The organism is Cupriavidus sp. 05N39 (genome assembly GCF_056397325.1).
This window is the reverse complement of record NZ_JBFTNE010000052.1, coordinates 1-12158: the sequence shown is the minus strand read 5'-3', so window position 1 is coordinate 12158 and position 12158 is coordinate 1. Positions and strand designations below refer to the sequence as shown.

Here is a 12158-nt window from a genome sequence, read left to right as displayed (position 1 = left end):
TCATCACGGCCGCCTTGCCTGCGCTTGCGCGGCACCGGCGTCCCAGCCCCCGCCCAGCGCCAGGAACAATGCCACGGTGTCCTGCAACCGCTGGGTCCTGGCCTGCAGGTAGCCGATATCGGCCTGGTGGTACTGCGCGTTTGCCACCAGCACCTGCAGGTAGCCGGCGGTGCCGGCCTGGAAGTTGGCCTGCAACTCCTGCAGGGCCTCGTAGGCGACGTCCCGTGCCTGGCGCGTGGCGGCGACCAGTTCGCCATCGTGCTCCAGGGCACGCAGCGCATCGGCTACCTGCCCGAAGGCAGCCAGCACAACCTGCCGGTAACCGGCCTGCGCGGCATCCCACTGGGCCACGGCGGCTTGCCGCCGGTAATACAGTCCGCCACCGTGGAACAGCGGAGCCGTGATGCCCGCCCCGAGGCTCCAGACCGCGCTATTGCCACCGAACAGGGAACCGATCTGCAAGCTGTCGCGGCCGTAGCCTGCGCTCAGGGTAATGGCAGGGAACATGGCGGCGGTGGCCACCCCCACTTCGGCACTGGCAGCGTGAAGCTGCGCTTCGGCCAGCAGCACATCCGGACGGCGCCGGACCAGTTCCGCCGGCAGCACCCGCGGAATGTCAGCCGGCAAGCGCAAGGTCTCCAGCGTCACGGCAACGGGCTCGCCCTCGGCCGGGTAACGGCCCGACAGGGTCGCCGCCAGGTGATCCGCCTGCTCCAGCCGCTGCCGCAGCGGCGGCAGCGTCGCCTCCAGCGAGGCAAGCTGCACCGCCAGGCTTAGCTCGCTGACGTGCGCGGCCGTCCCGGCCCGCACTTGCGCGCGCGTGATCTCCACCTGCTCGCGCACCAGTGCCGCCAGCTCGGTGGTGGCCTGGATCTGGGCGGCATAGCCGGCCTGCGCGACCACGGTGTTGACCAGGTTGCCGGTCAGCGCCAGGTAGGTGGCGCCCAGCGTCTGCCGCTGCAGGTCGACCTGCGCGGACAGCGCCTCGACCGCGCGCCGGTTCAGGCCGAACAGGTCGAGCGTGTAGCTGACGGTGGCGGTCAGCGAGAACAGGTTGAAGACGCTGGACGGAACGGACTGGCCAAAGCGGACCGGCGTGGCCGCCTGCCGCGTCGCCCCGGCGGTGGCGTCCAACTGTGGATAGAACACGCCGGCACCGGCGCGCATGGCGGCCTCGCTCTGCCGCAGGTTGGCCTGCGCTACCTGCAGCGTGGGGTTGCCAGCCAGTGCCGCGTCCATGGCGCTGTCCAGCGCGGTGCTGCCGAACATGCGCCACCAGTCCGCTGGCAGCGCGGACGCGTCGGTGAAGCGCTGCGAAACGCCATCGCCAGCCGGCGTCCGCGCCGCGTCTCCCCCACGCGTGAAGCTGGCCGGCACAGCCGGGTCGGGGCGCACGAAATCCGGCCCCACGGCGCAACCGCCCAGCAAGGCAAGGACCGCCGCGATCCAGGGCAGCGCATGGCGCATCACGATGCGCCGCTCACGTAGACATCGACCAGCTGGCCCGGATAGACATTGACGTCGGGCGGCGGGCTGAACTTGAACAGCAAGGGCAGCACGCGCACGTCCACGCGCTCGGTGCGCTGGTCGGAAAGCTGGATCTTGGGCGTGACGTAAGGCTGCATGCGCAAGAACTCGAGCGGGATGCTGGTGTTGGTGCCACGCACGAACATCCTCGCCTGGATGCCCTTGCCCGCCTTGGCGCCGGGCAAGCGCTGCAGCAGGATCTCGTCGACATACACGCGCACCGCCAGCGTGCCCGGCACGCTGCCCATGACGATCACGGGCGTGTAGCCCTGCGTGTAGGTGCCATAAGTGCCCAGCGAGGACACGAAGGCGCCCACCGCCGTATTGACCGACATCACCACGCCGTCCACCGGCGCGCGGATCACGAACTTGCCGAGCAATGCCGCCGAGGCGGCAGCGGCCTTGCGCAAGGCGTCCACCTGCCGTTCCTGGTTACGGATATCGTAGACCCAGGCGCCAGCGCGCGTCAGTTCCAGCTGGCGGCGCGCAACGTCGACGTTGCCGCGCGCCACGCGCACCGCGTTGGCTGCGTTGTCCATGGCGTCCTGGCTGACGGAGCGAGCGTTGAGCGCATACGATCGCTGCAGTTTGTCAAACTGATCCTGAACTGTCCTCAGGCCCGCCGCACTCGCCTCCACCTGCGCGCGCGCCACATCCAGCGTCTCCTTGCGCGGCAGCGCCTTCAGTTGCGCCAGTACGGCCTCGGCGGCCTCCGCCTGCGCCTGTTGCTGCGCCGCCAGCGCGCGCTGGACCGAATCTTCGATCACCAGCAGTTCCTCGCCCCGCCGTACCTCCTGTCCCTCGCGCACGGGGATGCGCACCACCGTGCCCGCGACTTCGGGATAGAGGTTGATGTTGGCGCCGTTCTCCTGGTAGCTCTCGATGATGCCGTTGGCGTAGATGCCAGTCTTGTAGGGATTGGCGGCCGGCTCGAATGCCGGCGGCAGCGGCGGTCTTTGCTGGGCGTAGAAGATGGCGGCCACCACGCCGGTGGCGGCTCCTGCCACGGAGAGGATGAACAACCACCTGATCTTCATCCGGCCACTCCCCGCTCGATGCATTTGAGCTTGCCATCTTCCATGTCGAGGATGCGCGTGGCCATGTCGAAGATGCGGGCGTCGTGGGTGACGATGACGATGCAGCGACGGTCGTTGAGGATATGCGTCTTGACGAAGGCCATGATGGCGTGGCCGGTATCGCCGTCCAGCGAGGCCGTGGGCTCGTCAAGGATCAGGATATCCGGCTGGCTGACGATGGCCCGCGCGATGGCCACGCGCTGCTGCTCGCCGCCGCTGAGCTTGATCGGCGGCAGCTGGGCGCGGTTGGCCAGGCCTACGATTTCCAGGTAACGCTTGGCCTCGTTCAACGCATCGTTCCAGTCGCGGCCATTGAGGATCAGCGGGATCGCCACGTTCTCCAGCGTGGTCAGGCGCGGAAACAGGTGGAAGTCCTGGAACACGAAGCCGATCCTGGCGAGCCGGAATGCGGCCAGCGCATCGTTATCGAGCGTCCAGATGCTGGTGCCGTCGATCATCACCTCGCCGCCGTCCGGGCGCAGGATGCCGGAGATGACGCTCAGCAGCGTGGTCTTGCCGCTGCCAGACGGGCCCACGATAAACAGGATCTCGCCGAAGTACGCCTCGAAGCTGACCTGCCGCAGCGCATTGGTCCGGGCCTCGCCTTCGCCGAACCATTTGTCCAGCGCCTTCGCGGCAATGGCAACGCGCGGCATGCTCACCCCCGGAAAATATCGAAGGGCTCGATGCGCAGCACCTTGCGCACGCCGATATAACCCGACACCCCGGCGATCACGATCACCATGACCAGCGCCAGGCCCAGGTTGTGGAAGGTGATCATGGCGGCGTAGTTGGGAAGGCGCAGCCGCGCCAGGCTGATCAGGATGGCGCACAGGCCAATGCCCAGGCCGTATCCCGTCAGCGCCGTGAAGGTTGCCTGGAACACGATCATCGCCACCAGTTCGTGCCCCTTGGCGCCGATCGCCTTGAGCGCGCCGAACTTTTCCAGGTTTTCCAGGATAAAGGTGTAGAAAGTCTGCCCCGAGATCGACAGCCCGACGATAAAGCTGATCACGGTCATCAGCAGGATATTGGTGCCGAGCCCGGTCTGGTACTTGTAGAAGTCGGAGATGCGCTGGATGAACTGGTCCTTGGTCAGCGCGCGGTAGCCCAGCTTCTGCACCTCTCGCTGAATCCGCGTCACATCGGCCGCGGACTTCGGTTCGACCAGGATGTAGGAGATCGTATAGCGCGCGGTCGGCAGATACTGGATGGCGCGCTGGTAGGTCGTATAGAGCGTCGGCACGCCGAACAGCCCGCTGGTGGAGACCTGCGCAATGCCGACCACCACGCCGCGATGGTCGTTGATCTCGAAATCCGTGCCGACCACGGGGTTTTCCAGCTTGCGGAATTCGGCATCCTTGACGACCAGGAAAGCATTCTCGGCATAGATGTCCTCTACCCTGCCCTGGAGCACATCCGGCCGCCCGAACAGGCTGGCATCGTCGATGCCGACCACCGTCACGGGCTGGTAGGTGCCGCTCTTCAGACGCACCAGCGCGCCGCCCGAGTAAAGCGGCACCGCGAATTTGACGCCCTCGATGCTGCGCACGGCATTGAGCATGTAGTCCGGCATGCCGATGGTATTGGCCACGGTATTGACCGCCGGGTCCATGACCCAGATGCTCGCGCCGATGTTGTACACGGTCGACGACGAGCGGTTGAGCACGCCGGCGAACAGCGACGTCATCTCGATCATCAGGAACACCGCGAACGTGATCCCGACCAGCAGGCCGGTGAACTTGGCCCGGTCGTTGACCAGCAGCTTGTAGGCGAGCTTGAGAATGCCGGGCACCATACTTTTTCTTTCTTGTCAGCGTGCCGCATTGGCCGCATTGGCCGCGCCACCTACAGCTACCTACCGCCAGCGACCACCATCGCCCACTCCGGGCGGGATCCGGGAGGGCATCTGGGGTAGGGGGCGAGCCGCGCAGCAAACCTCGCGTTCCCGCCGTTCAGGTGTGCAGCGGCGACTGCACGCTGCCTGAGCGCTCGCGCTCACGCTCGTTGTGCAGCACGCTGGCGAGCATGTTCCATTGGGAGCCGAGGGCGTCCACCAGATCATCCAGGGACAGCACGCCAACCACCGTCTCGGCATCCGTTACCGCGAGCCGGCGCACGCCGTGCGCCAGCATCGCTTGCAGCGCGTCGTCCATGCCGGCATCCTTGCCGATCGCAACCACGCCGCGCGTCATCACGTCGGCCACGGTCGCCTGCCCGGGCGCGATGCCCGCGGCGGTGCTCTCCAGCACGATGTCCCGGTCCGTCACGATGCCGATCGCGCGCTGGCCCCCGCCGAAGGGCTCGGTGACCACCAGCGCGCCGACGTGGCGGTCGCGCATCTGCACGGCGGCGTCGCGCAGCGTGCACGTATGCGGGATATGAACGGCGGACAGCGAGCAAATCTCTTCGATCCTCATCATGATTCTCCTGGCGTGGCGTGGCGTAGCCGGCCTACACGCGCCCATCAAGCTTCGCGTGCGGTACATCGGCGATGCACAGTGGCTTGCAAGGCGCGCCGGACCTGAACTCAGTCTAGCGCCGGGCGCGCGGCCGCCATTGATGCAAATCAACCCGCTTGCCGGCTTTTGCCGCGCCTGGAAGGCGGGATCGCTCCCCGCCACGGCGCCAGGCATTGATAAGGATCAACCGGCGCGCGGGCCCGCTGCCTATAGTGGGAAGTGCCTTTGCGCTATCCGCCATTGCGGATACGTCACGCTTCATGCCCCCCGTATCCACTTCGACCGAACCAGCCAGGAGAATGCCGTGAACGACCTCAGATCCGCCCTGTCCGCGCACCGTGCCACGCTACAGCACGACATCAACGTCTTGCTGGCCGATGTGCAGGCATTGCTACGCGACACCGCCGCCCTGACCGGCGAGCAAGCCGGCCAGGCCCGTGAGCAGTTCAAGGCACAGCTGGAGGCGCTTCAGCTACGCCTGCGGGATCTGCAGGCGCAAGGCCGCGACCAGGTCCGCGACTGGGCCGACGCCGGCGAGGAGTACGTGCATGCGCACCCATGGCGCACCCTTGGCGCCACCGCGGCCGTTGCCGCCGCCTGCGGGGCGCTGTTCGCCCTGGCGCTCGCCCGCCGGAACTGAGCACGGATCGCCGGGGCTGATCGCAGCATGGCGCTTTTGGAGCCCCGCCATCACCGCTGGCTCGATATCGGGCTCCTCTCGCTCTCCGCAGTCACGCTGAGCGCGGGTTCGCTGCTGTACTGGTTCGAATCGGTCGCGCACGCGCGCGCCGTGTGGCTGACAGGCGTCGTGCCGGTGCTGATCTCGCTGGCAGCCAGCACCATCCTGGCGGCATGGCGCCGCCAGGCCGGCGTGGACATCCTTGCGCTGCTGGCGATCGGCTTCGCATGGTGGCTCGGCGAGCACTTTGCCGCGGCTGTGATCAGCCTGATGCTGGCCAGCGGGCGCGCGCTGGAGAGCTACGCGGAAACGCGCGCCGCAAGCGAGATGAGCGCGCTGCTGCGCCACGCCCCGCGCGAGGCCAGCCGTTACGAAAACGGGGAATGGCGGCCGGTGCCGCTGGACCTCGTGCGTCCGGGCGACCGCTTGCTGGTACGCGCCGGCGAAGTGGCGCCTGCCGACGGGACGCTGATCCAGTCCGCCGACCTGGACGAATCCACCCTCACCGGCGAGGCCATGCCGCAGCGCCGCGCGCCGGGCGAGCCCCTGCGCAGCGGCGTGGTCAACGCCGGCGCGCCGTTCGAGATGCTCGCGGGCGCCACGGCGGCGCAAAGCACCTATTCGGGCATCGTCCGCCTTGTCATGGAGGCCCGGCAAAGCCGCAGCCCGTCGACGCGCATGGCCGACCGCTATGCCCTGCTGCTGGTGCCGCTGGCGCTGGCCGTGGCGGGCGCCGCCTGGTTCTTGACCGGCGATGCGCGCCGGGCCCTCGCGGTGCTGGTGGTGGCGACGCCCTGCCCGCTGATCCTGGCAGTGCCGGTGGCCATCGTCTGCGGCATGTCGCGCAGCGCCAGCCGCGGCATCCTGGTCAAGAGCGGCGCCGCGCTCGAAAGGCTGGCGCAGGGCCGCGTATTGTTCTTCGACAAGACGGGCACGCTGACCGCCGGCCAGGCCCGCGTCTCGGCCATTGAGGCAGCGCCGGGAGACGCGCCCGATGAAGTACTTCGCCTGGCTGCCTCGCTGGCACAGGCATCGGTGCATGTGAGTTCGCGCGCACTGGTCGCCGCAGCCCGCGAACGCGGGCTGGCACTGGCGCTGCCGGCCAAGGTCGGCGAGGAACCCGGCGCCGGACTGAGCGGCATCGTCGACGGCCACGCCGTCACCCTGGGCTCGCTGGCACATGTGGCCAGGGCAACCGTGCCCAAGCCGTGGAGCACGGCCTTGCTGCGGCGCCTGAGCCATGAAGGTGCGTCGGCCGTCTTCCTTGGCGTCGATGGCGCCATGCGCGGCGCGCTGCAACTCGCGGACCAGATCCGGCTCGACACGCCCCGCGCGCTCAGGCTGCTCAGGCAGGCCGGCATCCGGCGCATGGTGATGCTGACCGGCGATCGCGACGACGTTGCGCAGATGACCGGCGCGATGCTGGGCGTGACGGAAGTGCGCGCCCAGCAAACGCCGGCGCAAAAGCTCGAGGCGATCCGCGAGGCGCAGCGCCACGACACGGTCATCATGATCGGCGACGGCGTCAACGACGCCCCCGCGCTGGCTGCCGCCGACGTCGGCGTGGCAATGGGCGCCGCGGGCGCCGCCGCGTCGGCGCAGGCGGCTGACATCGTCCTGCTGGTCGACCGCCTGGACCGCCTGGCTGAAGCCATCCAGATCGCCAGGCGCGCGCGCCGTATCGCCGTGCAGAGCGTAGTGGCAGGCATGGCGCTTTCCCTGGCGGCCATGATCGCAGCCGCCTTCGGCTACCTGCCGCCGCTTGCGGGGGCGCTGCTGCAGGAGGCGATCGACGTCGCCGTGATTCTGAACGCACTGCGGGCCCGCAAGGCGGGACCGGACTGGCTGCCCGCGCAGCTCTCCCGGGCCGAAACCGCGAAACTGAAGACCGAGYACGCCGAACTGGGGCAGGTGCTCGACCAGGTGAGATCGATGGCGGATCGCGTTGCCAGCCTCCCCGGTGGCGTCGCCGCCCTGGAACTCGCGCATCTCAACCAGGCACTGCGCCAGCAATTGCTCGCGCATGAGCGGCATGACGACGCCGACCTCTATCCGGAACTGGCGCAACGGCTTGGCGGCAGGGACCCGCTGGCCGCGCTGAGCGGCGGGCACCGCGAGATCTTCCGCCTGGTGGGCCTGCTGGAACGCATCGCCGCCGACCAGCCCGCGGACGGGATCGACCTGGAAAGCGCGCAGGAAGTCCGGCGCCTGTTGTATGAGCTGAATGCGATCCTGCGCCTGCATTTCGCGCAGGAGGACGAGTTGTATCACGCGCTGGGCGACGCCTGACGGACTGCCCGCCGGCGCGCCCAGCCTTGCGCGTCATTGCGCTGGATCAAGCGGCAAGCCGCGCCACCGGCAATACTGGAGACACCGGCCCGCGGTTGACATAGGCGGGCAGACTCAGACACGGACCGACTCCATCATGGCTGGCAAACTTATCCCCGGCTCGCTCGCGGCAGCGGCGCTGGCTGGGCTCATCGGTACCGCACTGCCCGTGCATGCGGCGCAGCCGAATCCTGAAGCCCTGCCCCAGGTACTGCAGATCAATGGGATCGCCTATGTGTCCGGCGGTGTCGGCGAGGACGAGGCAAAGGCCATGCGCGCGGTGGCCGGCCGCTTCAATGTGCGGCTTGGCTTCTACAACGCGAAGGGCGGCGAGGCATTGTCCGACGTCACGGTATCGCTCGTGGATGGCGACGGCAAGCGGCTCCTGCGGGTCGTTTCCAGCGGCCCCCTGCTTTATATGCAGGTACCGGCGGGTGCCTATACCGTGCGTGCCCAATATCAGGCCGACAGCCAGGCGCGCCGGTTCACGGCCGGACGGAATGCGGTCAGCTACACCTTCCGCCTGCGCATCAATGAAATGGAAGATGACTGGGTCTATTGCGAGTCGCGGTGTCCGCGGCCCAGCCTGCGATGAGACCGGCAGCATCGCGGTGTGCGCTCCTTGCGTCGATTGCGCGCGGCGGTTGCCGCAGATCAAAGCCGGCGCCAGCCATCTGGCTATATTGGAATCGTGCACTCGCCGGATCGCGCAGCCGCCTCGGCGAATCACATCTACCCTGCCGGGCTATCGAAAGGAGTTCACCGTGCAAGCCAATATCGGAACCGTTGACCGGACCCTCAGGATTGTCGCCGGCCTGGCCTTGATCGGCCTTRCCGTCACCGGCACGATCGGCGCGTGGGGATGGATCGGCGTGATTCCCGTCCTGACCGGACTCGTTCGCATCTGCCCGCTCTACAGCATGCTCGGCGTCAGGACCTGTCCGTCCGCGTGCGGAAAGCCCAACTGACGTGGCCACCAATCCCAATACGGAGACTCACATGACAGACCAGACCGACGCCCCCTTCGCGTTCTTCAGCGCCAATTGCGAAGCAGGCCTGCGCGCGCTGACATTGATGCAAGAGAGCCGCGAGCGTTTCCTTGAGATCCAGCTCGACGCCATCCGCCGGGACATCGAGACCACGCGCGAAGTCGGCGAGCAGCTTGCCAATGCCAGCAACTTCGCCGCCTTCGCCACGCTGCCCGTCACCATCCTGCGTAATGAAGCCGAACACTGCGCGCAGCTGATGCAGGCGTGGATGCGTCTCGCCATCCACAACCAGACCGCCATGGTGGAACAGATGCGCGAAGCCGGCGAATCCTGGCAGCGCTGCCAGGCGACAGGCTTGCAGCAGGCGGGGAATACCGCCTCGATGATGGCGCCGGTGCAGGCTTTGTTCGAGAAATTCAGCCAGGCCGCGGCGTTGAAACCCGCGTTGAACGGCACAGGCGCGGAGCCGGCAGACGGCGCCCTGGCCGCGACGCGCAAGAAGGTCATCCATGCCAGCTGACCGCCCCGCCGGCATGCCCGCCAATCCGCCTTCAGGCCGGATCGCACTGGTGACGGGCGGCCTGGGCGGACTGGGTGAAGCCATCGCGATGCGCCTGCACGACGCCGGCCATCGCGTGGCCGTCACCCATTCGATGGGCAATGACCATGTCGAAGCCTGGCTAACGCGCCAGCGGGCAGCGGGACGCGAGTTCAGCGCCTTTGCCACCGACGTGGCCGATTTCGAAGCATGCCAGTACTGCGCCGCGCAGGTCCTTGCCGAAATGGGCCAGGTCGATATTCTGGTCAACAACGCGGGCGTCACCCGCGACATGACCTTCAGGCGCATGACCAAAGCCGACTGGGACATCGTACTCAGGACGGACCTGGACTCCATCTTCAACATGACCAAGCCCTTGTGCGACGGCATGGTCAGCCGCGGCTGGGGCCGCATCATCAACATCGCCTCGGTGAATGGCTCCAAGGGCGCCTTCGGCCAGACCAACTATTGCGCCGCCAAGGCCGGGATACACGGGTTCACCAAGGCGCTGGCGCTGGAAGTGGCAGYCGGCGGCGTGACCGTCAACACAGTCTCGCCCGGCTACCTGGCCACGCACATGGTCACCGACATGCCTGCCGACATCCTCCAGGCCAGGATCCTGCCGCAGATCCCGGTTGGCAGACTCGGGCGGCCGGAAGAAGTCGCCGCGCTGATTACCTACCTGTGCTCCGATGACGCGGCGTTTGTCACCGGCGCCAATATCGCCATCAATGGCGGACAGCACATGCAATGAACGCACCCGCTCCGACCAGTGAAATCGCCGCAGCGCCCGAGGCGGAATGCGGCTGCGGCCCCATGGAAGCCGAACGGCACCAGCTCGACGAGCAGGTACGCTCCACCCTGGCCAGCGCCACGCAAGGCATGTCGCTGGCCTCGTTCTGGCTGGCCGGGCTGGACTGGGCATTGCACCTGGCGATCTCCCCCGGCAAGGTCGACGCCGCCGTGGGAGAGTGGATGAGCGCAACGATTGCCACTGCCGCCGGCATGTGGCCGGGGCCGTCGAGCGCGCAGCCAACGCCCGGCATGCCGGCGCGGCCGTCCGACCTGCGCTTCGCCGACCCTGCCTGGTCGCAGTGGCCCTACCATTTCTGGCGCGACGTCTTTCACAACAACGAAGCGCTATGGGAGTCGCTGACGCACGGGCTGCGTGGCGTGTCTCCCCACCATGAGCGGATCGTATCGTTCTGCGCGCGGCAGATGATCGATATCTGCTCACCCGGCAATGCCTGGTGGCTCAACCCCGTGGTGCTGCAGGCCACGGCCGCCAGCGGCGGCACCAACCTCCTGCACGGCGCCCGGCACTGGCTGCACGATATGCAGGACGTGGTGGCCGACCTGTCGCGCGATCCCAGCCTGCGCCGCCCGCCCACCTTCAAGGTCGGGCGGGACGTCGCGGTCACACCCGGCAAGGTGGTGTACCGCAATGCGCTGATGGAACTGATCCAGTACTCGCCGGCCGGTGCCGAGGTATGGCGGGAGCCGGTGCTGATCGTACCGTCCTGGATCATGAAGTACTACATCCTGGATCTCCAGCCGCGGGATTCGCTGGTGCGCTACCTGGTCGGGCAAGGCCACACGGTCTTCATGATCTCGTGGAAGAACCCGGATGCCGAAGCGGCCGGCATGGGCCTCGACGACTACCTGCAACTGGGGATACGGGCCGCCTTGCGCGTGGTCGGCGAACGCTGCCCCGACGCGCGCATCCACGCCGCCGGCTATTGCCTGGGCGGCACCCTGCTGGCCGTCTGCGCCGCGGCGCTGAGCCGCGACGACAATGGCGCGCCGCTGCAAACCCTGACCTTGCTCGCCAGCGAGACGGACTTCACCGAGCCGGGAGAACTCGGCCTGTTCATCGACAGCAGCGCCTTGTCCACGCTGGACGCGATGATGCACCAGCAGGGCTACCTGGATGGCCCGCAGATGGCCGCCGCCTTCCAGATGCTGCACTCACGCGACCTGGTCTGGTCCCGCATGATGAGCGAGTACCTGCTCGGCAAGCGGCTGCGCCCGAGCGACCTGGTGTCGTGGAACCGCGATCTCACCCGATTGCCGTACCGCATGCATTCGGAATGCCTGCACAAACTGTTCCTCTCCAACGAACTCGCCACCGGGCGCTACTGCGTGGACGGGCGGCCCGTTGCCTTGTCCGACCTGCGGTTTCCGGTGTTTGCGGTGGGCACCGAGCATGACCACGTGTCGCCGTGGCGCTCGGTCTACAAGCTGCATCTGCTCACCCCTGCCCCGCTGACCTTCCTGCTTACATCTGGGGGGCACAATGCCGGCATTGTTTCCGAACCTTCGCACCCTGGCCGGCGATATCGGGTGGAAACCCGTGACGCCAATGCGCCTTATGGGAGTCCGGAGCGGTTTCTTGCCAGGGCTGAGCGGCATGAAGGGTCGTGGTGGCCATGCTGGCAAGCGTGGCTGGCGGCGCGTTCGACCGGGCGGGTTGGTGCGCGGGATGTGGGGTCTGGTGCGCTTGCGGATGCGCCTGGGGGTTATGTGTTGGAGCGGTAGTGGGTGGATTTGATGGGGGAA

At 67.6% G+C, this 12158-nt stretch carries 12 protein-coding genes; 7 read left to right on the top strand and 5 right to left on the bottom strand.

Going from position 1 to position 12158, the window contains the following annotated elements:
* Window positions 1–3 precede the first annotated feature (3 nt).
* From AC1DN0_RS23595 to AC1DN0_RS23575, 5 genes are all read right to left on the bottom strand, one after another.
* Window positions 4–1467, bottom strand: a complete 1464-nt coding sequence (locus AC1DN0_RS23595) for an efflux transporter outer membrane subunit (protein WP_441633791.1) — start codon at window positions 1465–1467, stop codon at window positions 4–6.
* Window positions 1467–2564, bottom strand: coding sequence for an HlyD family secretion protein (locus tag AC1DN0_RS23590; protein ID WP_441633793.1), 1098 nt, complete (start codon window positions 2562–2564; stop codon window positions 1467–1469). The genes AC1DN0_RS23595 and AC1DN0_RS23590 overlap by 1 nt, the downstream gene beginning before the upstream one ends.
* On the bottom strand, window positions 2561–3259 hold the full coding sequence (locus tag AC1DN0_RS23585; protein ID WP_441633795.1) for an ABC transporter ATP-binding protein: 699 nt from the start codon (window positions 3257–3259) through the stop codon (window positions 2561–2563). The genes AC1DN0_RS23590 and AC1DN0_RS23585 overlap by 4 nt, the downstream gene beginning before the upstream one ends.
* A gap of 2 nt (window positions 3260–3261) precedes the next feature.
* Complete coding sequence (locus AC1DN0_RS23580; RefSeq protein WP_441633811.1) at window positions 3262–4398, bottom strand: ABC transporter permease; 1137 nt, start codon at window positions 4396–4398, stop codon at window positions 3262–3264.
* A 160-nt stretch (window positions 4399–4558) separates the two neighbouring features.
* Window positions 4559–5026, bottom strand: coding sequence for a CBS domain-containing protein (locus AC1DN0_RS23575; protein WP_441633797.1), 468 nt, complete (start codon window positions 5024–5026; stop codon window positions 4559–4561).
* A 343-nt stretch (window positions 5027–5369) separates the two neighbouring features.
* On the opposite strand from AC1DN0_RS23575, the gene AC1DN0_RS23570 reads away from it, so the two are divergent.
* The 7 genes from AC1DN0_RS23570 to AC1DN0_RS23540 all read left to right on the top strand — a co-directional run bounded on the left by AC1DN0_RS23570 (window position 5370) and on the right by AC1DN0_RS23540 (window position 12137).
* Window positions 5370–5705: an ElaB/YgaM/YqjD family protein gene (locus tag AC1DN0_RS23570; RefSeq protein WP_045241564.1), complete on the top strand. Its 336-nt coding sequence runs from the start codon at window positions 5370–5372 to the stop codon at window positions 5703–5705.
* A 27-nt stretch (window positions 5706–5732) separates the two neighbouring features.
* Window positions 5733–8033: a heavy metal translocating P-type ATPase gene (locus tag AC1DN0_RS23565; protein WP_477146046.1), complete on the top strand. Its 2301-nt coding sequence runs from the start codon at window positions 5733–5735 to the stop codon at window positions 8031–8033.
* A 136-nt stretch (window positions 8034–8169) separates the two neighbouring features.
* On the top strand, window positions 8170–8667 hold the full coding sequence (locus AC1DN0_RS23560; protein ID WP_441633801.1) for a hypothetical protein: 498 nt from the start codon (window positions 8170–8172) through the stop codon (window positions 8665–8667).
* Between the two features lie 169 nt (window positions 8668–8836).
* Window positions 8837–9040, top strand: coding sequence for a YgaP family membrane protein (locus AC1DN0_RS23555; protein WP_477146045.1), 204 nt, complete (start codon window positions 8837–8839; stop codon window positions 9038–9040).
* 31 nt (window positions 9041–9071) lie between these two features.
* Window positions 9072–9581, top strand: a complete 510-nt coding sequence (locus AC1DN0_RS23550) for a hypothetical protein (protein ID WP_441633805.1) — start codon at window positions 9072–9074, stop codon at window positions 9579–9581.
* Window positions 9582–9594: 13 nt separating this feature from the next.
* Window positions 9595–10353 carry an acetoacetyl-CoA reductase gene (gene phbB, locus AC1DN0_RS23545; RefSeq protein ID WP_477146051.1) on the top strand — a complete coding sequence of 253 codons (759 nt, stop codon included), beginning with the start codon at window positions 9595–9597 and terminating at the stop codon, window positions 10351–10353.
* A complete protein-coding gene (locus tag AC1DN0_RS23540) occupies window positions 10350–12137 on the top strand; it encodes a PHA/PHB synthase family protein (RefSeq protein WP_441633807.1) in 1788 nt (595 codons plus the stop codon). The genes phbB and AC1DN0_RS23540 overlap by 4 nt, the downstream gene beginning before the upstream one ends.
* Window positions 12138–12158 lie beyond the last annotated feature (21 nt).